This window comes from Klenkia sp. PcliD-1-E (assembly GCF_024124375.1).
In the GTDB taxonomy this organism is placed as follows: Bacteria; Actinomycetota; Actinomycetes; order Mycobacteriales; family Geodermatophilaceae; genus Klenkia.
In genome coordinates this window covers 1-20864 of record NZ_JAMXRZ010000076.1, presented here as the reverse complement: position 1 = coordinate 20864, position 20864 = coordinate 1, and the positions used below count along the sequence as shown (strand labels likewise).

General features: G+C 74.0%; 17 protein-coding genes, 1 pseudogene and 1 riboswitch. Of the genes and pseudogenes, 10 read left to right on the top strand and 8 right to left on the bottom strand.

Annotated elements, in window-relative coordinates; translation table 11 throughout:
• The first annotated feature begins 195 nt into the window (after positions 1 to 195).
• The 5 genes from NH342_RS15190 (at position 196) to NH342_RS15160 (ending at position 6347) form a co-directional block, all read left to right on the top strand.
• Positions 196 to 1386: an MFS transporter gene (locus NH342_RS15190; RefSeq protein WP_253015795.1), complete on the top strand. Its 1191-nt coding sequence runs from the start codon at positions 196 to 198 to the stop codon at positions 1384 to 1386.
• 223 nt (positions 1387 to 1609) lie between these two features.
• Positions 1610 to 2095: a (2Fe-2S)-binding protein gene (locus tag NH342_RS15185; RefSeq protein WP_253015793.1), complete on the top strand. Its 486-nt coding sequence runs from the start codon at positions 1610 to 1612 to the stop codon at positions 2093 to 2095.
• Positions 2092 to 4566 carry a xanthine dehydrogenase family protein molybdopterin-binding subunit gene (locus NH342_RS15170; RefSeq protein ID WP_305884921.1) on the top strand — a complete coding sequence of 825 codons (2475 nt, stop codon included), beginning with the start codon at positions 2092 to 2094 and terminating at the stop codon, positions 4564 to 4566. The genes NH342_RS15185 and NH342_RS15170 overlap by 4 nt, the downstream gene beginning before the upstream one ends.
• Positions 4563 to 5423 carry a xanthine dehydrogenase family protein subunit M gene (locus NH342_RS15165; protein ID WP_253015791.1) on the top strand — a complete coding sequence of 287 codons (861 nt, stop codon included), beginning with the start codon at positions 4563 to 4565 and terminating at the stop codon, positions 5421 to 5423. Before NH342_RS15170 ends, NH342_RS15165 begins: the two co-directional genes overlap by 4 nt.
• 78 nt (positions 5424 to 5501) lie before the next feature.
• On the top strand, positions 5502 to 6347 hold the full coding sequence (locus NH342_RS15160) for an SRPBCC family protein (RefSeq protein WP_253015789.1): 846 nt from the start codon (positions 5502 to 5504) through the stop codon (positions 6345 to 6347).
• 107 nt (positions 6348 to 6454) lie between these two features.
• Here NH342_RS15160 and NH342_RS15155 read toward each other — a convergent pair whose 3' ends face one another.
• The 4 genes from NH342_RS15155 to NH342_RS15140 form a co-directional block, all read right to left on the bottom strand.
• Complete coding sequence (locus tag NH342_RS15155; protein ID WP_253015787.1) at positions 6455 to 7069, bottom strand: alpha/beta family hydrolase; 615 nt, start codon at positions 7067 to 7069, stop codon at positions 6455 to 6457.
• Entirely contained in the window at positions 7066 to 8628 is a 1563-nt protein-coding gene (locus NH342_RS24270; protein ID WP_253015785.1) for a MinD/ParA family protein, read from the bottom strand. Before NH342_RS24270 ends, NH342_RS15155 begins: the two co-directional genes overlap by 4 nt.
• An 82-nt stretch (positions 8629 to 8710) precedes the next feature.
• On the bottom strand, positions 8711 to 9385 hold the full coding sequence (locus NH342_RS15145) for an HAD family hydrolase (protein WP_253015783.1): 675 nt from the start codon (positions 9383 to 9385) through the stop codon (positions 8711 to 8713).
• The gene (locus NH342_RS15140; protein ID WP_253015781.1) at positions 9382 to 10083 is read right to left on the bottom strand and encodes a DedA family protein; all 702 of its coding nucleotides are present in this window, start codon (positions 10081 to 10083) and stop codon (positions 9382 to 9384) included. The genes NH342_RS15145 and NH342_RS15140 overlap by 4 nt, the downstream gene beginning before the upstream one ends.
• Positions 10084 to 10117: 34 nt before the next feature.
• Between NH342_RS15140 and NH342_RS15135 the strand changes: the two genes are divergently transcribed.
• Both NH342_RS15135 and rnhA read left to right on the top strand, forming a co-directional pair.
• A complete protein-coding gene (locus NH342_RS15135; RefSeq protein ID WP_253015779.1) occupies positions 10118 to 11413 on the top strand; it encodes an amidohydrolase family protein in 1296 nt (431 codons plus the stop codon).
• Between the two features lie 62 nt (positions 11414 to 11475).
• Positions 11476 to 11931, top strand: coding sequence for a ribonuclease HI (gene rnhA / locus NH342_RS15130; protein WP_256480429.1), 456 nt, complete (start codon positions 11476 to 11478; stop codon positions 11929 to 11931).
• Here rnhA and NH342_RS15125 read toward each other — a convergent pair.
• The gene (locus tag NH342_RS15125; RefSeq protein ID WP_253015775.1) at positions 11917 to 12714 is read right to left on the bottom strand and encodes an MBL fold metallo-hydrolase; all 798 of its coding nucleotides are present in this window, start codon (positions 12712 to 12714) and stop codon (positions 11917 to 11919) included. The two genes, rnhA and NH342_RS15125, sit on opposite strands and share 15 nt — an antisense overlap.
• Before the next feature lie 10 nt (positions 12715 to 12724).
• Entirely contained in the window at positions 12725 to 13228 is a 504-nt protein-coding gene (locus NH342_RS15120; RefSeq protein ID WP_253015773.1) for a low molecular weight protein-tyrosine-phosphatase, read from the bottom strand.
• 62 nt (positions 13229 to 13290) lie between these two features.
• On the opposite strand from NH342_RS15120, the gene NH342_RS15115 reads away from it, so the two are divergent.
• The 3 genes from NH342_RS15115 (at position 13291) to NH342_RS15105 (ending at position 17745) form a co-directional block, all read left to right on the top strand.
• The gene (locus NH342_RS15115; protein ID WP_253015771.1) at positions 13291 to 14787 is read left to right on the top strand and encodes a TldD/PmbA family protein; all 1497 of its coding nucleotides are present in this window, start codon (positions 13291 to 13293) and stop codon (positions 14785 to 14787) included.
• Positions 14788 to 14792: 5 nt separating this feature from the next.
• A complete protein-coding gene (locus NH342_RS15110; RefSeq protein WP_253015797.1) occupies positions 14793 to 16184 on the top strand; it encodes a metallopeptidase TldD-related protein in 1392 nt (463 codons plus the stop codon).
• Positions 16185 to 16219: 35 nt separating this feature from the next.
• A riboswitch (ZMP/ZTP riboswitch) is annotated at positions 16220 to 16301 on the top strand.
• Positions 16302 to 16317: 16 nt separating this feature from the next.
• The gene (locus NH342_RS15105) at positions 16318 to 17745 is read left to right on the top strand and encodes a glycine hydroxymethyltransferase (protein ID WP_253015769.1); all 1428 of its coding nucleotides are present in this window, start codon (positions 16318 to 16320) and stop codon (positions 17743 to 17745) included.
• Positions 17746 to 17986: 241 nt separating this feature from the next.
• On the opposite strand, the gene NH342_RS15100 is transcribed toward NH342_RS15105, so the two are convergent.
• Together NH342_RS15100 and NH342_RS15095 are read right to left on the bottom strand one after the other, a co-directional pair.
• Complete coding sequence (locus tag NH342_RS15100) at positions 17987 to 20221, bottom strand: hypothetical protein (protein WP_253015767.1); 2235 nt, start codon at positions 20219 to 20221, stop codon at positions 17987 to 17989.
• Positions 20222 to 20471: 250 nt separating this feature from the next.
• Positions 20472 to 20864: pseudogene (locus NH342_RS15095) on the bottom strand (hypothetical protein); the annotation flags it as partial.

The window sequence follows — 20864 nt, the reverse complement described above, 5'->3', positions numbered from 1 at the left end:
TGCTGCTGCGCTGGAGCCGCCTGCCCGAGGCCGCCGACGACCCCGCAGTCTGGCAGGCACTGCTCGACGTCCTGCCGATCAGCTCCCCGCGCCGGGCGGCCGCCGCCCAGCACCTGCTCCGGCTGCGCCGCGCCCCCCGCCGTCCCTGACGCCGCGCTGCACCGGCCCGGCCCGGCGCTGGCATGCTCGGACCACGTGACCGTCACCGCGAGCCGCCCGACGGGCACCCGCCGCGCCGTTCTTGCCATCGCGGTCCTCAGCTGCGGCGCCTTCGCCATCGGGATCAGCGAGTTCGTGGTGATGGGACTGCTGCCCGAGATCGCCCGCGGGGTGGACGTCGACATCCCCGCCGCCGGCCACGTGGTGTCGGCCTACGCCTTCGGGGTGGTGGTCGGCGCCCCGGTCATCGCGGCCACCGCCGCCCGGCTGCCCCGCAAGGGCCTGCTGGCCGCGCTGCTGGGTGCTTTCCTGGTCGGGACGGTGCTCACCGCGGTCGCGCCGGGCTACGGCACCCTGCTGGCGGCCCGGTTCGTCGCCGGCCTGCCGCACGGCGCCTACTTCGGGGTCGCCTCCCTCGTCGCGGCCTCCCTGGTGGCCCCCGAGGCCAAGGGGCGAGCGGTCAGCTCGGTCATGCTCGGCCTGTCCGCGGCCACCCTGGCCGGGGTGCCGGCCGCCACCTGGCTCGGCCAGCAGCTGGGCTGGCGAGCGGCGTTCGCGGCGGTGCTCGCCGTCGCCGTCCTCACCCTGGCCGCCGTGCTCGCCGTCGTGCCGCGGACCCCGGGCAACCCGTACGCCACGGTGCGCTCCGAGCTGGGCGCGCTGCGCCGTCCCCAGGTGTGGCTGACCCTCGGCGTCGCCGTCGTCGGGTTCGGCGGGTTCTTCGCCCTCTACGCCTACATCGCCCCGCTGACCACCGAGGTCGCCGGCGCCCCGGCCGGCGTCGTCCCGTTGGTGCTGCTGGCCTTCGGCGTCGGCGGCGTACTGGGCACGGTGCTCGGTGGCAGGCTCGCCGACGTCGCCCTGTTCCGGTCGCTGGTCTGGTCGATGGCCGGCACCGGCGTGCTGCTGGGCGCGGCGTACGTCGGCTCCCGGTCGGTGGTGTCGCTGGTCGCGCTGGCCTTCTGCATCACGATCGTCACATCGGTGCTGGTGGTGACCCTGCAGCTGCGGCTGATGGAGGTCGCCCGCGAGGCCGAGCTGCTCGGGGCCGCGCTCAACCACTCCGCCCTGAACGCGGCCAACGGGCTGGGCGCGCTGCTCGGTGGGTGGGTGATCGCCTCGGGGTGGGGTTACGCGTCCACCGCGCTGGTCGGCGTCGTCCTCGCCGTCCTCGGCCTGGGCGTGCTGGCCTGGTCGGCGGCGCTGCGCCGCCGCGAGCTGCGCTGACCGCTGCAACCCGCTGCAACGTTGCACCTCGCCGTCCCTGCGGCTCGGATGGCACGACATCCCCGCACGTGCGGTCGTTGGTGCTTGATGAAGCCGCACAGTCGGACGACGGGGTCGACTGTCGCGAGGTAAGCGTGGCCTAAGCGGTGTGTCCGTCGGCACACTCCTACCAGGTGGCGGGAGACCGCCGTCACACGACCCTGCAACGAGGCGGAGGGCACACATGACGCACATCGACGTGCGGGTCGACGGGGCGTCCTACTCGGACGACGTCGAGCCCAGGACACTCCTGGTCCACTACCTGCGGGAACAACTGGGCAAGGTCGGCACCGTCGTCGGCTGCGACACCAGCAACTGCGGCGCCTGCACCGTCCACCTGGACGGCGAGAGCGTGAAGTCCTGCACCGTGCTGGCCGTGCAGGCCGACGGCAGCGAGGTCACCACCATCGAGGGCATCGCCGACGGCGGCGAGCTGCACCCGGTGCAGCGGGCCTTCCACGAGAAGCACGGGCTGCAGTGCGGCTACTGCACGCCCGGGATGATCATGGCCTCGATCGACCTGCTGAAGAACAACCCGAACCCCAGCGAGTCCGAGATCCGTGAGGGCATCGAGGGCAACCTCTGCCGCTGCACGGGCTACGTGAACATCGTCCGCGCGGTGCAGCAGGCCGCCGGCGAGATGAGCAGCACGGCAGGAGCGCAGGCATGACCCTCACCGACGAGCCCACCACCACCGAGGCGCCCGCCAAGGAGGTCGGCAACGCGCGCCTCCGCAAGGAGGACGCCCGGCTGATCACCGGCAAGACGACCTGGACCGACAACATGGTCCTGCCGGGGATGCTGCACATGGCGTTCCTGCGCTCACCCGTCGCGCACGCCAGGATCACCAACCTCGACGTCAGCGCCGCCAAGGACCGGCCGAACGTCGTCGCGGTCTACACCGGGCAGGACTTCAAGGACGAGCAGGGCACCATCCCCTGCGCCTGGCCGGTCACCCCCGACATGGTCAACCCCGGCCACCCCTCGATCGCGGTCGACACCGTCAACCACGTGGGCGAGGCCGTGGCCATCGTGGTGGCCCGCAGCCGAACCGCCGCCGTCGACGCCGTGGAGTCCATCGACGTCGACTACGAGAACCTCCCGGTCGTGCTGGACATGGAGGCGGCGGTGAAGGACGGCGCCGACCTGGTGCACGCCTCCACCAGCTCCAACACCAGCTACCACTTCGTCTTCGACGCCGGCGAGGCCGGCACCGGTGCCGACACCGAGGCCGCCTTCCGCGACGCCGAGGTCACCGTCTCCCGCCGCTTCGTGCAGCAGCGCCTCATCCCGGCGTTCATGGAGCCGCGCTCGGCGGTGGTGGGCGTGCAGGGGGACAACTTCACCCTGTGGTCGGCCACCCAGATCCCGCACATCCTGCGGGTCATGGGCGCGCTGACCACCGGCATCCCCGAGCACAAGCTGCGCGTGGTGGCCCCCGACGTCGGCGGTGGCTTCGGCGGCAAGCTGCAGGTCTGCCCCGAGGAGATCCTCGCGCTGCTGGTCGCCCGCCGGCTGGGCAAGCCGGTGAAGTGGACCGAGACCCGGTCGGAGTCCCTGATGACCGCCCACCACGGGCGCGACCAGATCCAGTACATCGACGTCGCGGCGAAGAAGGACGGCACCGTCACCGGCCTGCGGGTGCGGCTGCTGGCCGACATGGGCGCCTACCTGCGGCTGATCACCCCCGGCGTCCCGGCGCTGGGCGCGTTCATGTTCCCGGGCATCTACAAGTTCCCGGCCTACCGCTTCGAGTGCGACGGCGTGTTCACCAACAAGGTGCCCACCGACGCCTACCGCGGCGCCGGCCGGCCCGAGGCCACCTTCGCCATCGAGCGGATCATGGACGAGCTGGCCGTCGAGCTCGACATGGACCCGATGGAGCTGCGCCGCAAGAACTGGATCGGGGCGGAGGAGTTCCCCTTCACCACCGTCGCCGGCCTCGAGTACGACTCCGGTGACTACGAGCAGGCCACCCGGGCCGCGCTCGACCTGCTGGGCTACGACGAGCTGCGCGCCGAGCAGCAGCGGCGGCGCGAGTCGAACGACCCGGTGCAGCTGGGCATCGGCATCTCCACCTTCACCGAGATGTGCGGCCTGGCGCCCTCCCGCGTGCTGGGTTCGCTCTCCTTCGGCGCCGGCGGCTGGGAGCAGGCCTCCATCCGGATGCTGCCCACGGGCAAGGTCGAGGTCGTCACCGGCTCCACCCCGCACGGCCAGGGCCACGAGACGGCCTGGAGCCAGATCGTCGCCGACGAGCTGGGCGTGCCGTTCGAGGACGTCGAGGTGCTGCACGGCGACACCGCCATCTCCAGCCGCGGCCTGGACACCTACGGTTCCCGCTCGCTGGTGGTCGGCGGCACCGCGGTGGTCAAGGCCGCCGAGAAGGTCGTCGCCAAGGCCCGGAAGATCGCCGCGCACCTGCTGGAGGCCAGCGAGGACGACCTGGAGTTCACCGGCGGGAAGTTCTCCGTCAAGGGGACGCCGGGCGCCGGGCTGGGCATCCAGGAGATCGCGCTGGCGATCTTCGCCGCGCACGACTACCCGGAGGGCATCGAGCCCTCGATCGACGCCGAGGCCGCCTTCGACCCGGTCAACTTCTCCTTCCCGCACGGCACCCACCTGTGCGCGATGGAGGTCGACACCGAGACCGGGTTCGTCAAGATCCGCAAGTACGCCTCGGTCGACGACATCGGGACGATCGTCAACCCGATCATCGTCGAGGGCCAGATGCACGGCGGTCTCGCCCAGGGCATCGCGCAGGCCCTGTACGAGGAGGCCATCTACGACGCCGACGGCAACCTGACCACCGGCACGTTCGTGGACTACCTGGTGCCCTCGGCCGCGGACCTGCCGCACTTCGACACCGGCAACACGGTGCACGAGGCGACGTCCAACCCGCTCGGCGCCAAGGGCGTCGGCGAGGCGGGGTGCATCGCCAGCACCCCGGCCGTGGTCAACGCCGCCCTGGACGCCGTCCGGCACCTGGGCGTGCGCGACATCCGGATGCCGCTGACCCCCGAGCGGGTCTGGCGGGCCATCCACGAGGGCGGCGACGGCGGCGACCGCGCCGCCGAGGGCAGCAACGCCTACGGCGGTGCCCGCACCACCGAGTCCGGCATCGAGGAGGCAGACAAGTGATCCCCGCGTCGTTCGCCTACGCCCGCCCCACCACCGTCGACGAGGCCCTGCAGGCCATCGCCGACGGCGGCGAGGACGTGAAGATCATGGCCGGTGGGCAGTCGCTCATCCCGGTCATGCGGCTGCGGCTGGCCGCACCCGAGACCGTCGTCGACCTGACGAAGGTGGCCGAGCTGCGCGGCGTCCGGGAGGACGGCGACTCCCTGGTCATCGGTGCGATGACCACGCACTCGGACATCCTCCGCGACCCGCTGATCGCCCAGTACGGGAAGCTCGTCGCCGAGGCGACCGAGACGGTGGCCGACCCCGCCGTCCGGCACCGCGGCACCTTCGGCGGCGCCCTGGCGCACGCCGACCCGGCCGGCGACCTGCCGGCCGTGGCCCTGGCGCTGGACGCCGAGTTCGTCATCGCCGGCCCCGGCGGTGCGCGGCGCTCGGTGCCGGCCTCGTCGTTCTTCGTCGACTACCTGACGACGGCGCTGGGGGAGGGCGAGCTGCTCGTCGAGGTGCGGGTGCCCAAGCTCGGCAGCGAGTGGGGGGTGCGGTACGAGAAGTTCAACCGCGTCGCCCAGGCCTGGTCGATCGTGGCGGTGGCCGCGGCCGTCCGGCGCGAGGGCTCGACCATCGCCGAGGCGCGCATCGGGCTGACCAACATGGGCTCCACCCCGCTGCGGGCGACCGCGACGGAGCGGGCCCTGGTCGGCGCCGACGTCAGCCTGGAGACGGTGACCGCGGCGGCCGCCCAGGCCGCCGAGGGCACCGAGCCCAGCAGCGACCTCAACGCCCAGGCCGACTACCGGCAGCACCTCGCCCGGGTGCTCACCGGACGAGCGGTGCGGGCAGCCGCCGGGCTGTAGCGTCCGACCCAGGCAGTTCCCCGGCCGACCCGCCCCACCCCGGGGCGGGTCGGCCGCCCCACCTACGGAGGTCCACCGGTGCAGTTGGAGAACTCGTTCCTCGTCCCCGTCCCCGTCGACGACGCCTGGAAGGTGCTGCTCGACATCGAGCGGATCGCACCCTGCATGCCCGGCGCCGCGCTCGACAGCGTGGAGGGCGACGACTTCACCGGACGGGTCAAGGTCAAGCTCGGCCCGATCAACCTCACCTACGCCGGCAAGGCCTCCTTCATCGAGAAGGACGAGGACGCCCACAAGGCCGTCATCGACGCCCGCGGCAAGGACCAGCGCGGCAACGGCACCGCCGCCGCCGTGGTCACCGCCCAGCTGAAGAGCGAGGGCGACTCGACCCGCGTCGACGTCCTCACCGACCTCAACATCACCGGCCGTCCGGCCCAGTTCGGTCGGGGCGTGATGACCGACGTCGGCAACAAGCTGCTCGGCCAGTTCGCCGACAAGCTCGCCGCCCAGCTCGGCGAGACCGAGGCCCCCGCGCAGGAGCCGACCGTCGAGTCCACCGTCAAGGAGAAGGCCGCCGACGCCGCGGCCACCGCCGCCGGTGCGGTGGGCGAGGTCGCCGAGTCCGTGGCGGCCGTGGACGGCGACACCCCCATCGCGGAGGCCGCGCGCAAGGCCGCGTCCTCCACCGTGCAGGCGGCCGACGCCGCAGCCGACAAGGCCGAGGAGGCCAAGAAGGAGGCCGCGAAGCCGGTCGCCGCGACCCCCGCCGCCTCGACCGCCCGCAAGCCGCAGGCCGAGCCCGAGCCGATCGACCTGCTCGACGTGGCCGGCGGCGCGGCGTTCACCCGCTTCGCCAAGCCCGCCGCGATCGGCGTCGGGGCCCTGCTGCTGGTCGCCCTCGTCGTCCGCCGCCGCCGGCGGTGACCCGACCCCGCAGCGTTGATCAGGGAGGTTGATCGAAATCCCGCCTCCTGCACCAGATCTGGCGCAGGAGGACGGAGTTCGATCAACCTCCCTGATCGTTGCTGGGGCTAGGGGAGGGCGGAGAGCCAGGCCTGGACGGCGGCGCGGACGGCGGGCGGGTCGGCCTTCAGCGCGTGGTCACCGCGCACCGCCACCACGGTGGCCGGGTGGTCGCCCAGGGCCACCTGCACCTCGGTCGGCCCGCCGAAGGCGTCGCTGTCGCCCTGCACCACCAGCACCGGGACGGCGACCCCGGTCAACTCGGCCGCGCGGCTCTTCTCCGGCGTGCCGGGCGGGTGCAGCGGGAAGGCCAGGCACAGCACGCCCGCCGCACCCAGGGACGCCGCCGTCCGGCAGGCCACCCGCGCGCCGGCGCTGCGTCCGCCCAGCACCACGGGGCCGGTGAGCAGGTCGCCGACCTCGCCGTGGATCGCCGTCCAGCCCTCGTCGAGCTTCGGCGGCGCGGCTGCCACCCGCTTGCCGGCCACCCGCCACGGCTGCTCGACGCGCAGCACCCGCCAGCCCAGCCCGGTCGCGGCGTCGGTGGCGGCCAGCAGGTCGGGCGCCTCGATGCCGCCGCCGGCGCCGTGCCCGAGCAGCAGGGTGCCGACGACGTCCCGGATCGGGTCGTCGACGGTGACGCGCGCGGGGCCGAGCGGGGTGTCGACGTCCCGGGTCGTCACGCCGGGCGGCGTTGCAGCGGGGGCAGGGCGAACCCGTCGGCGACGTGCGCGGCGAGCTCGAGGTAGGCCTTGCGTGCCGGGGCGCCGACCCGGTCGAGGTTGATGAGGCCGCCGGTGACCAGGTGGGCGTCGTAGGGGATCTCGACCACGGCGCGGCAGCGGGCGGCGAAGTGGTCGCGCACCATGCCCATGTCCACGTCGCCGGTGTTGGGCCGGACGCTGGAGATGACCGCGACCGAGCGGGCGACCAGCTCCTCGTGGCCGTGCGCGATCAACCAGTCCAGGGTCTTGCTGGCCCGGCTGGCACCGTCGACCGAGGGCGCGCCGACGACGACCAGGGAGTCGGCGATGGCCAGCGTCCCGGACATCGCCGAGTGCAGCAGGCCGGTGCCCGAGTCGGTGAGGATGATGTTGAAGTACCGCGCGAGGATGTCGGCGACGGTCGTGTACTCCTCCTCGCTGAAGGCCTCGGACAGTGCCGGGTCCTGGTCGCTGGCCAGCACTTGCAGCCGCCCGGCCAGCGAGGTGTAGGCCGAGACGTCGGTGAAGGAGCGGATCCGGTCCTTCGCGCTCAGCAGGTCCCGCACGGTCACGTCGGTGACGTTGGTGAGCCGCTCGGCCAGCGTCCCGGCGTCGGGGTTGGCGTCGACGGCGACCACCCGGTCGCCGCGGTGGTGGGCCAGGGTCAGCCCGAGGCAGCAGGTGGTGGTGGTCTTGCCGATGCCGCCCTTGAGCGAGACGACGGCGATGCGGTTCGAGCCGCGCACCGGCGTGGTCACCCGCGCCACCATCGCCCGGTGCTCGATCTCGGCCTGCGACAGGCCCGGGTTGTAGCTGCCGCCGGTTGCCTTGTGCACGAACCGGCGCCACCCCCGCGTCGGGGTCTCCGGCGCCTGGCGCAGCAGCGACTGCGAGGTCAGCGAGGGCGGAGCAGCTGCCGGGGCGCCGCCCGGCGGGGTCCACGAGGTGCTGCCCTGGCTGCCCCACCCGCCCGAGGGCTGCTGCCCCCACTCCTGCTGCGCAGCCGGCTGCTGGGCGGGCCCGGACTGCGGCGGGGCGGGCGCCGGCTGGGCGGGCACCTGCTGCTCCCAGGACCGGTTGTCCCAGCTCTGCTGCTCCCACGAGGGCGGCTGCCCGACCGGCTGGTCGGCCGGCCGCCAGCTGGGCTCGGCGGCCTGCTCCGGGGCGGGGGAGGCGGCCGGCGGGGTCTCGACCGGTGGTTGCCGGTTCTGGGCACCCTGCTGCGCGTGCGCCTCCTGCTGCCACGACGGCGGCTGCTGCCAGGCGGCGATGTGCTCGGCCGACTGCTGGTCCCAGGGCCGCTGGTCCTCGGGCACGCTCGGCTGCTGTGCGGTCTGCTCCCAGGACGAGGGGGTGCCGTCCAGCCGGATCTCGCGGGTGCCACCCTCGGGCTCGGCGGCCGGGCCCGACCAGCTGTCCAGCGCGGCCTGCCACCGGTCACCGTCGGTGCGGCGGCGCGCCTCCTCCGACGGCACCCCGGGGTCGGCGGGCGCGCCGTCGGGCGTCGCGTCGGCGGGGTCGGTCGGGCGGTCTGGCACGGATGGCCCCCATCGGGAGTCTCGGGACGGAACCTGCAGGCCAGGTCACGCTAGTGCAGGGTTGCGGGCCCGGCTCGTCCGATCACCCGCGCGGGGGCAGCGCCAGCAGGCCCTGCACGACCTCCACGAGGTCGGCGCCGCTGACGTGCGCGTCGTCGAGCACCGGCGCGTGCCGGTGCTCGGCGCGGGCGGCCCAGCCCCCGGTCAGCCCGGCCCGCTGCGCGCCGTGGACGTCCCACCCGTGCACCGCGACGAGCGCGAGGTCGGCCGGGACGACGTCGCAGACGCCTGCCGCCCAGAGGTAGACCTCGCGCGCGGGCTTCCACGCCCGGATCGACTGCGCGGACAGCGACCGCTCGACCAGGTGGTCCACCCCGCCGCGGGCGAGCCCGGCCTCGGCGATGCCGGGACCACCGTGCGTGAGGGTGACCGCCCGGACGCCGGCGCCGGCCAGCAGCTCCAGGGCGGGCCGGACGTCGGGGTGTGGGTGCAGCTGGCCGAACACGTCGGCCACCGCTGAGCGCTGGTCGCCGTCCAGGTCGGTCAGCTGGGCCAGCGCGGCGTCGAAGGCGTCGCGGAACGAGCACCACGCGCCGGTCAGCGTGAGGGCGAACCCGGTGCCGAGGGTGCGGCCGAAGACGGTGCCGAACAGCTGCTCGGGGACCCCGTAGGAGGCCAGCGCAGCGGCCACCGGCCCGACGTCGAGGAGTGTCTCGTTGACGTCGAAGGCGACGACGGCGGGCCGGGTGCGGGTCACCGGTCGTCCCTCTCCCGCTGCTCGGCCTCCAGGATGCGGTCGGCCGCGCTGCGGTCGGGTTCGACGTCGCCCTGGCTCAGCTTCTCCTTCACCGCCCGCATGACCAACCACGCGACGACGGCGACGACGGCGACGTAGATGACGTAGTCGACGTACTGCAGGTACTCGTCGACCACGTCGCCGAGGGCCACCCCGAGCCCGATGAGCAGCGAGTTCCAGATCAGCGACCCGGCCGTGGTGTAGGCCAGGAACTGCGCCCACGGCATCCTCACCACCCCGGCCGGGACGGAGACGAAGCTGCGCACGATGGGCACCATCCGGCCGAAGAACACCGCCGGGCGACCGTGCCGCTCGAACCACTCGAAGGTGCGGTCGACGTCCTCGGTCTTGACCAGCGGCAGCCGGTCGAGGAAGGCGTGCGACCGGCGCGGCCCCAGCGACCGGCCCACCTGGTAGAGCACCGCTGCGCCCAGCACCGAACCCAGCGTCGCGAACAGGATCACCGGGACCAGGGCCATGCGGCCGTCGTTGATGAGCACGCCCGCGGCGCTGAGCACCACCTCGCTCGGGATGGGCGGGACGACCGTCTCGATGAAGATGGTCATCCCGACGCCCACCGGGCCCAGGGTCTCGATCAGGTCGAGCAGGAACCCGGTGATGCCACCCTGGTCGGACGAGGTCGCGGCGAGGACGGACATGCGCCCACGGTATCGGCGGCTAGCGTCCGGGGGCATGGCGCACCGATTCACCGCCCGGGCCGTCGTCGTCGGCGACCGGGCCGGCACCGTCGTCCCCGATGCCGTCCTCGACGTCGCCGACGGGCTGATCAGCTGGGTGGGCCCCGCTGCCGAGGCGCCGGCGTCGGACGCCGAGGTGACCCGGCTGCCCGGCGTCCTCGTGCCCGGCATGGTGAACACGCACTCGCACGCGCCGATGGTGCTGTTCCGCGGTCAGGGCGAGGGCCTGCCGCTGGACCGCTGGCTGCGCGAGGTGATGTGGCCCCGCGAGGCCAGGCTGACCCCGGAGGACGTCGAGGTCGCCATGACCGCGGCGTCGGCGGAGATGCTGCGGCACGGGGTCACCACCAGCGTGGAGATGTACTTCCAGCCCGAGCGGCTGGCCGCGGCCGTGCGCACCACCGGCGCCCGCGCGGTGGTGGCCAACCCGCTGATCGGGCTGCCCGGCTTCGGCACCTTCGACGAGCAGCTGGCCACCGCGGTGCGCCTGTCGGCGTCCTCGGACGAGCAGGTGGAGTTCGGCATCGGCCCGCACTCGGCCTACACCGTGCCGTTACCGGTGCTGCGGGACGCCGGGGCCGCCGCCCGCGAGCACGGCCTGCTGCTCACCGTGCACGTGGCCGAGACCGCCACCGAGGGTGACGACCTGCTGACCGAGCACGGGGTCTCGGTGCCGCAGCTGCTCGCCGCCCACGACGTCCTCGGCGGCCGGGTGCTCGGCGCGCACTGCGTGCACATGGACGACGCCGACCTCGAGATCTGGCGGGAGCACGACGTCGCCGTCGCGCACTGCCCGGGCTCCAACACCAAGCTGGCCAGCGGGACGGCGCGCCTGCGCGACATGCTCGACCGCGGCATCCGGGTGGGGATCGGCACCGACGGGCCGGCGTCCAACGACAACCTGGACCTTTTCGAGGACCTGCGGCTGGCCGCCCAGCTGGCGCGCCTGCGGGAGCGCGACGCCCTGGCGCTGACCGCCCCCGAGGCGTTCTGGCTGGCCACCGGCGCGGCCGCCGCGGCGATCGACCGCCCCGACCTGGGGGTGCTGGAGGCGGGACGGCGGGCCGACCTGGTGCACGTGGACACCGACGACATCGCCTTCACCCCGGTCGGCGACCTCACCGACCTGGTCACCCACCTGGTGTGGTCGGTGGGCTCGCGGCACGTCCGCGACACCTGGGTCGCCGGCCGCCAGGTCGTCCGCGACGGCGTGTCCACCACCGTCGACGAGGCGGAGCTGCGCGCCCAGGTGCAGGAGCGCGGCCTCCGCCTGGCCGCCGAGGCACGCTGACCCCCTCCCGGCTGGACGTAGGGTTCCGCGGCGTGGCGGAACCAGCACTCCCCGTGGTGAGCATGTGGACCGACGGCGCGTGCAAGGGCAACCCGGGAGTCGGTGGCTGGGGCGTGCTGCTGAGGTCCGGCGTGCACGAGCGGGAGCTGTTCGGCGGCGAGCAGGAGACGACGAACAACCGCATGGAGCTCACCGCGGTCATCCAGGGCCTCGGTGCGCTGACCCGGCGCTCGTCGGTGGACCTGCGCATCGACTCCACGTACGTCATGAAGGGCGTCCAGAGCTGGACGGCCGGGTGGAAGCGCAACGGCTGGCGCACCGCGGCGAAGGCGCCGGTGAAGAACGAGGACCTGTGGCGTGCCCTCGACGCCGCGGTGGCCGGGCACGAGGTGCGGTGGACCTGGGTCAAGGGGCACGCAGGCGACCCCGGCAACGAGCGGGCCGACGCGCTGGCCAACCTCGGGGTCGACCAGGTGCGGGCTGCCGGTCCTGTCCAGGGCAGGTCACGCGGTGAGTGACACCGTCTGGCCGCGGACGACCGGGCGCAGCGTGCCGGGCAGCCGGCGCCGGGTGACCTCCTGGACGACGGTGCCCAGCGGGTCCTTGAACAGGCCGTAGTCGTCGTAGTGCACCGGCACGGTGACCCCGGGCCGCAGCAGCTCGACCAGGTCAGCGCCCTGCCGGCCGTCCATGGTGACCAGGAACGGGCCGAGCTTCGTGCCGCCGAGGTGCGGCACCAGCGCGTCCAGCGGGCCGCACCGCTCCAGCACCTGGGCCAGCGCGGGGCGGAACAGGGTGTCGCCGGTGACGTAGCCGCGCCAGCGCACCTCGCCGTCCCGCACCAGCTCCAGCACGCTGCCCATCACCTGCGGCAGCAGCCGGCCCAGCGGGCCCGGGCCGTGCACGCCGGGCACCGAGGTGACTCGGACGACGACGCCGTCCCGCTCGACGGTGGTGGTCTGCCACGGCCGGAGGTCCTCGGTGGCGGTGAACCCGCGGTCGGCCAGGCAGCGGGAGGCCTCCGGCCTGGTCAGCACCCGCGACGGCTTCGGCAGGCCACGGGTGGCCCGGCGGTCCCAGTGGTCGCCGTGCATGTGCGAGAGCAGGACGGCGTCCAGACCGGGCAGGTCGTCGGGCTGCAGGGCCGGGTCGGTGAGCCGCCGGCTGGACAGGCCGTAGCCGAGGTGGGCGCGCTCGCCGCGGTGCAGGAAGTTGGGGTCGGTGAGGAGGGTGACCGGGCCGAGCCGGAGCAGGGTGGTCGCCGTCCCGTCGAAGGTCAGGGTGACGTCGTCGGGGGGCACCCCCGACCCCCTACCCCGCCGCGCGCCGGTCCATGAGTGCCGGGAGCTGCGCGACCAGACCGGCGCAGGCCGCCTCGACCTGCCGGTAGACGGTCGTGAAGCCCTCCGGCCCACCGCCGTAGGGGTCCGGGACGGACCGGTCCGCCTCGCCGTCGGGGTCGAAGTCGCGCAGCAGCACCACCTGCGGGTGCGGTCGCTCGCCGAGCATGTCCAGCAGGTCGTCGCGGTTCGAGCGGTCCATCGCCACCAGCAGGTCGAACTCCCCGACCCGCCGCGCGGTCATCTGCTGCGCGACGTGCCTGCTGGGGTCCAGGCCGTGCTCGGCCAGGACGGCGGCCGACCCGGGGTCCATCGGCCCGCCCACGTGCCAGGGGCCGGTGCCGGCCGAGGTGACGACGACGTCCAGGCCTTCGGCCTCGACCATCTCCCGCAGCACCACCTCGGCGATCGGGGAGCGGCAGATGTTGCCCAGGCAGACCATCGAGATGCGGTACGGATCGGTAGCTCTGCTCACGAACTCCAGTGTCCCTGTCGGACCCGGCTGGTAGACAGTGGTGCGTGGCACAACCCCGCTCCGTGGACGAGTCGTTCCTCGCGCTCCCGCTGTCCGCGCTCACCGATGCCGCGCTCACCCGCGCCGTCGACCTGGGCTGCGAGCACGCCGACATCCGGGTCGAGCGCATCCGCACCCAGACCATCCGGCTGCGCGACGCCCGCGTCGAGGCCGCCGCCGACGGCGAGGACCTGGGCCTGGCCGTCCGGGTCGTGCACGAGGGCACGTGGGGGTTCGCCGCCGGCGTCGTCCTGACCGCCGCCGAGGCGGTGCGGCTCGCCGAGGAGGCCGTCGCCGTCGCCCAGGTCTCCGCGGCGCTGAACACCGACCGGGTCGAGCTCGCCCCCGAGCCGGCCTACCCCGACGCCGAGTGGGTGTCGGCCTACGACATCGACCCGTTCGAGGTGCCCGAGGCCGAGAAGACCGGCCTGATGGTCGAGCTGTCGGAGCAGCTGCTGGCCGCCGACGGCGTGGAGCACGTGCAGTCCGACGTCATGCACGTCAAGGAGTGCAAGTACTACGCCGACACCAGCGGCACCCGCACCCGTCAGCAGCGCGTGCGCATCCACCCCACCTTCACCGCGCTCACCGTCGACCGGGTCACCGGCGGCTTCGAGTCGATGCGCACGCTGGCGCCGCCGGCCGGCCGCGGCTGGGAGTACCTGACCGGCACCGGGTGGGACTGGCGCGGCGAGCTGGCCGAGATCCCCGAGCACCTGCGGGAGCGGGTCAAGGCCCCCTCGGTCGAGCCGGGCCGCTACGACCTCGTCGTCGACCCCTCCAACCTGTTCCTCACCATCCACGAGTCGATCGGCCACGCCACCGAGCTCGACCGCGCGCTGGGCTACGAGGCGGCCTACGCCGGGACGTCGTTCGCGACCGTCGACAAGCTCGGCAGCCTGCAGTACGGCTCGTCGCTGATGAACGTCACCGGCGACCGCACCGCCGAGCACGGGCTGTCCACCATCGGCTGGGACGACGAGGGCGTGGCCGGCCAGCAGTGGGACATCGTCAAGGACGGCGTCCTGGTCGGCTACCAGGTCGACCGCAACATGGCCCGGCTGCGCGGCATGGGCCGCTCCAACGGCTGCGCCTTCGCCGACTCCGCCGGGCACGTGCCGGTGCAGCGGATGGCCAACGTCTCGCTGCAGCCGGCCCCCGACGGGCCCAGCACCGAGGAGATCATCTCCGGCGTCGACCGCGGGATCTACGTCGTCGGCGACAAGAGCTGGTCGATCGACATGCAGCGCTACAACTTCCAGTTCACCGGCCAGCGGTTCTACAAGATCGAGGGCGGGGAGCTCGCCGGCCAGGTCAAGGACGTCGCCTACCAGGCCACCACCACCGACTTCTGGGGTTCGATGTCCCGGGTCGGCGGGCCGCAGACCTACGTCCTGGGTGGCGCCTTCAACTGCGGCAAGGCCCAGCCCGGCCAGGTCGCCCCGGTCAGCCACGGCTGCCCCAGCGCCCTCTTCGAGGGCACGACCATCCTCAACACGGTGCAGGAGGGCGGCCAGTGACTGCCATGACGGGCCAGCAGATCGTGGAGGCGGCGCTCGCCGCCTCCACCGCCGACGGGGCCGTGGCCTACGTCGTCGACAGCTCCGAGGCCAACTTGCGGTGGGCGAGCAACAGCCTGACCACCAACGGCGCGATGCGTTCCCGCCAGGTCGTCGTCATCAGCTTCGTCGACGGCGGCGCAGGCATGGCCGCGGGCACCGTGGCCCGCACCGGGACGCCGGACGTCGCCGAGCTGGTCGCCGCCAGCGAGCAGGCCGCCCGCGACGCCGGTCCGGCCGAGGACGCGGTGCCGCTCATCGGCCCCGGCGACCCGATGGCGCCGGTGTCCGCCGGCGACTGGGACGCCGACCCCGCCACCACCTCCATCGAGGTCTTCGGTGATGTCGCCCCGGCGCTGGGGCAGGCGTTCGGGGAGGCCGGCGGTCGCGACGAGCTGCTGTTCGGGTTCGCCGAGCACCAGATGTCGACCACGTGGCTGGGCACCTCCACCGGCCTGCGGCTGCGGCACGACCAGCCCACCGGCCGGGTCGAGCTCAACGGCAAGACCCGCGACTTCGGCCGCTCGGTCTGGGCCGGCGTCGGCACCCGCGACTTCACCGACGTCTCGATCGAGGCGCTGGCCGCCGACGTGCAGCGCAAGATGGCCTGGTCGCAGCGCCGGGTCGACCTGCCCGCCGGCCGGTACGAGACGCTGCTCCCGCCGTCCGCGGTCAGCGACCTGATGATCTACGCCTACTGGACGATGGAGGCCCGCGACGCCGACGAGGGCCGCAACGTCTACGCCCGGCCCGGCGGCGGCAACCGCATCGGCGACCGCATCTGCGGCCTGCCGCTCACCCTGCGCAGCGACCCGGCCGAGCCCGGCCTGGAGAGCGCCCCGTTCCAGGTCGTCGGCGGTTCCTCGGGTGCGGCGTCGGTGTTCGACAACGGCATGGCCACCCCGGCCACCGACTGGATCGCAGGCGGCGTGCTGACCAACCTGGTCCGGCCCAGGGCCTGGGCGCTGCAGCAGACCGCGCCCGCCGTCGGCGCCGTGGACAACATCGTGCTCGGCGACCCCGGCGCCACCGCGACCACCGACGAGATGATCGCCTCGACGCAGCGCGGGCTGCTGCTGACCACGCTCTGGTACATCCGCGAGGTCGACCCGCAGACCCTCCTGCTGACCGGGCTCACCCGCGACGGCGTCTTCCTCGTCGAGGACGGCGAGGTCACCGGCGCGGTGAACAACTTCCGGTTCAACGAGTCGCCGGTGTCGCTGCTGGGCCGGGCCACCCAGGCGTCGGTCACCGAGCGCACCCTGCCGCGGGAGTGGAACGACTGGTTCACCCGCGCGGCGATGCCGATGCTGCGGGTGCCGGACTTCAACATGAGCTCGGTGTCCCCGGCGAGCTGATCCGGTCGGGCCCGGCGCGCGGGTGGGTACCCTCGTCGCCGGGCCGTGACTGGCGCACAGGTGGGACACCACCGGGGAGCGGTCCCGACGCCATCGCCGCGCGCCTGGGCACCAGCGATCCCGGAGGAGCCCCATGACCACCACCACGTCCCGCGAGAGCGTCGCCTTCCAGACCGCGCTCGAGGTCATCGCCGAGGTCGAGCCCACGGTGGCCGCGGCCATCGGGCAGGAGCTGGCCGACCAGCGCAGCAGCCTGAAGCTGATCGCCAGCGAGAACTACGCCTCGCCGGCGGTGCTGCTGGCCATGGGCAACTGGATGAGCGACAAGTACGCCGAGGGCACCCCCGGCCGCCGCTTCTACGCCGCCTGCCAGAACATCGACGCCGTCGAGCGGCTGGCCGCCGACCACGCGACGGCCCTCTTCGGTGCCGACCACGCCTACCCGCAGCCGCACTCGGGCATCGACGCCAACCTGGTCGCCTTCTGGGCGATCCTGGCCCACCGGGTCGAGGCGCCCGCGCTGGCCGAGGCCGGGGTCAAGAACGTCGACGCCATGGGGGCCGAGGACTGGGCGAGGCTGCGCCGCTCGCTGGGCGACCAGCGGATGCTGGGCATGAGCCTGGACGCCGGCGGCCACCTCACGCACGGCTTCCGGCCCAACATCAGCGGCAAGATGTTCGAGCAGGCCAGCTACGGCACCGACCCGGCGACCGGCCTGATCGACTACGCCGCACTGCGTGCCCAGGCCCAGGAGTTCCGCCCGCTGATCCTGGTCGCCGGGTACTCCGCCTACCCGCGGCTGGTCGACTTCGCCGCGATGCGCGAGATCGCCGACGAGGTCGGGGCCACCCTGATGGTCGACATGGCCCACTTCGCCGGCCTGGTCGCCGGCAAGGTGCTGACCGGTGACTTCGACCCGGTCGCGCACGCCGACGTCGTCACCACCACCACGCACAAGTCGCTGCGCGGCCCGCGCGGCGGCATGGTGCTGTGCACCGAGGAGTACGCGCCGTCGGTCGACCGCGGGTGCCCGCTGGTGCTCGGCGGTCCGTTGGGGAACGTGATGGCCGCCAAGGCGGTCGCGTTCGCCGAAGCCCGCCGGCCCGAGTTCGCCGACTACGCGCAGCGGATCGTGGACAACTCCCGCGCGCTGGCCGAGGCGCTGCTGCGCCGGGGGGTCACCCTGGTCACCGGGGGCACCGACAACCACCTGGTGCTGGCCGACGTCTCCGGTGCCGGGCTCACCGGCCGGCAGGCCGAGGCGGCGCTGCTGGAGAGCGGCCTGGTCACCAACCGCAACGCCGTGCCGGGGGACCCGAACGGTCCCTGGTACACCTCCGGTGTCCGGCTGGGCACCCCGGCGCTGACCACCCGCGGGCTGGGCACCGCCGAGCTCGCCGAGGTGGGCGACCTGATGGCCGACGTCCTGGAGGCCACCACGGCCGAGGGCGACTCGAAGGTCAAGTTCCGCATCGCCGACGGCGTGGCCGAGCGCACCCGCGCCCGGGCCGCGGAGATTGTCGGCGCCCACCCGCTCTACCCCGGCGTCGAGCTGGTCTGAGCAGGGGAGCAGGCGCGCACCGTTCCCCGCTGCGCCCGGGTGCGGGTCCCGGCCGGGGGTGACCCGGGTGGGCGCGCAGCACGGACGCGCGTGCGCTCCGGCCCGGGCCGGGGGTGGCGGTAGGGCGCACCCGCTGCGCCGGGCAGGCCGACGGCCCGCCCCCCGGGTTCAGGGGAGGGCGGGCCGCCGAGGTGGTGACCGGTCCGCCGGCCCGGGACTCGGGACGGCGGACCGGGGTCGATCAGGCCGCCGTGCGGCGACGCCCGGCCAGGGCCAGGCCCAGGCCACCTGCCAGGGCCAGCAGGCCCAGACCCAGCGCGTCGGAGACGTCGGCACCGGTGTAGGCCAGCGAGGCCGGGGCCGAGTACGACGCGGTCACCGCGGTGCCGTGGCCGGCGCCCGCGACGACCGAGGCGACCGGAGCGACGTGCTGCGCGGGGGCAGCAGCCGGGTGCTCCGAGGCCGCCGGGGTCTCCGGGTGCGCCGGGGTCTCCGGGGTCCCGGGCTGCGCCGGGTGGGTGGGCTCGGCCGGGGTGGCCGGCTCCTCGGCCGCGCAGCCCGTGCCGGAGGTCGCACCGTTGACCGAACCGCCGACGGCCGAGGTGCAGCCGCCGACCGTGGTGTCGCCGACGTGGTTGGAGGCGTTGCCGCCCTCGTTCACGACGGTGGCGTCACCGCTGGTGGTGACCGGGTTGCAGTTGTTGTCGCTCTTGAAGTTGTAGCAGTGCACGATCACCGTGTTGCCCGAGTTGGCCCAGCCCTTGTTGCCGCCGGACCAGGCCCACTGACCCGGGGCGACGAGCACCCAGTGGCCTGCGGCCGAGGCGTCGCCGCCGGCGGCGTAGCCGTCCACCGAGGTGGACGAGCCGCCGCTGTAGCCGGAGCCGACGGACAGGCTGTCGGCGGAACCGGTGGCGTCGCCGGAGGTGGCGTTGCCGCCGGTGGCGGAGGTGGTGCCGTGGACGGTGGTGTCGCCGACGTGGTTGCTGGCGTTGCCGCCGGTGTTGCTCACCGAGGCGTTGCCGCTCGTGGTGACGGGGTTGCAGTTGTTGTTGCTCTTGTAGTTGAAGCAGTGGACGACGACGGTGTTGCCGGAGTTGGCCCAGCCCTTGTTGCCGCCGGACAGCGCGTACTGGCCGGGCACGACGGCCACCAGGTGACCCTCGGACGACGCCCAGCCGCCGTCGGCCTCGGTGGAGACCTCGGTGTCCGAGCCGGAGCCGTAGCCGTAGCCGACGGTCGCGCTGTCTGCGGAACCGGTGGCGTCGCCGGAGGTGGCGGCGCCGCCGGTGGCGGAGGTGCTGCCGTGGACGGTGGTGTCACCCACGGTGTTGCTGGCGTTGCCGCCGACGTTGGTGACCGAGGCGTTGCCGCTGGTGGTCACCGGGTTGCAGTTGTTGTCGGACTTGAAGTTGATGCAGTAGACGGTCACGGTGTTGCCGCTGTTGGCGTAGCCCTGGTTCCCACCGGCGCCCGCGTACTGCTGGGGCGCGACGAGGACGCCGTGCCCGTAGGCGTCGGCGTCGCCGCCGTAGGCCCCGGAGAAGACGTCGGTGGAGGACCCACCGCCGGCCAGCCAGGCCGCGAGCATCTCGTAGAACTCGGCCAGGTCGACGCTGTCCGCCGAGCCCGAGGCGTCGCCGGTGGTGGCGTCGCCCCCGGTTGCCGTGGTGGTGCCGCTGACCGTGGTGCCGCCGACGACGTTGCTGGCGTTGCCCCCGGTGTTGGTCACCGAGGCGTCGCCGCTCGTGGTGATCGCGTTGCCGCAGGTGGTGACGTTCTTGAAGTTGATGCAGTAGACGGTGACGGTGTTGCCGCTGTTGGCCGCGCCGACGTTGCCGGCCGCCACGGCCTCCTGCTCGGGCGCGACCACGACGACGTGGCCACCCGCGTCGGCCGAACCACCGGCGGCGACGGTGCCCGCCGTGGTGGAGGACCCGCCCGAACCCTCGGACCTGGACGTCGTGGCAGCGGAGGCGGTGCCCTCGCTGGTCTCACCACCGCCACCGACGCCACCGCCACCGCCACCGACGGAGGCGGAGTCCGCGGACCCGGTGGCCGAGCCGCTGGAGGCCCCGCCGGCGACGGCGGTGGTGTCCCCGTCGACCGTGGTGTCGCCGACGCTGTTGCTGGCGTCGCCGCCGGTGTTGGTCACCGTGGCGCTGCCGCTGCTCGTGGTGGGGTTGCCGGAGTCGCTGCTGTGCGCGCCGCCGGACTCGACGACGACGGTGTTGCCGCTGTTGGCGACGCCGGCGTTGCCCCCGCTCTCGGCGGACTGGGTCGGCGCGACGACGACGTCGTGGCCGACCGAGTCGGCGTCACCGCCGACGGCTTCGGAGGAGGAGGAGCTCGTCGCGGATCCGTTCACCGCGTCGGCGGTGGCTTCGACGTCTGCCGAGGCGACCGCCTGGCCGAGGAGCCAGATGCCCCCGGCCATGGTGGCAACGGCGAGGCCGTTGCGCACGGTTCGGTTCATGGTGGGTCCTTCGTGTGCTGGTGTGCGTCGTTGCGCACGAGCGGGTGGTGCGGGATGGGTGGTGCAGGGGTGGAGCGGTCGCGAGCCCCCGTGGGAACCGCCGACCCGTGGTGCCGGGCGTGCCGAGCCGAGCTCGGCGTGGGCGGGGCTGCTGCGCGGGTGCCGGGCTGGCCTGGCCCGGGGTGTCGCCCGTCGTGATGTGCCCCCCGTGGGCACACCGGGGACGGGGCGGGACCGCGCGGGGAGGCGGTCAGTCCGGGCGGGAGCCCGGGTCGTCGTCGCTGTCGACGACGGAGGCCACGGCGGCGAGGGTGCTCGCGGTGGCGGTCCCGGCCGAGGCGGCGGGGACGGCGGGGCCGAGGTCGGCGGAGGCGTTGCCGCCGCCGGCGAGGGAGTGGGCGGTCGAGGTGCCCGAGGAGGAGGCGCAGGGCGCCGGGACCGCGACGGGGCCCTCGGGCGAGACGGGTGCCTGGACAGGGGCGGGGCTGCCGGGGGCCGCGGGGGCGACCGGGGGGACGGGCACCGACCACGGCGAGGCTGTCCGGGCCGGCGCGATCACCGCGTGCTCGGTCAGCGCCGTCGCGTGGTGGGCCGGGGCGTGGTGGGCCGGGCCGGGGGACGGCGAGCAGGGCGGTGCGGCGGT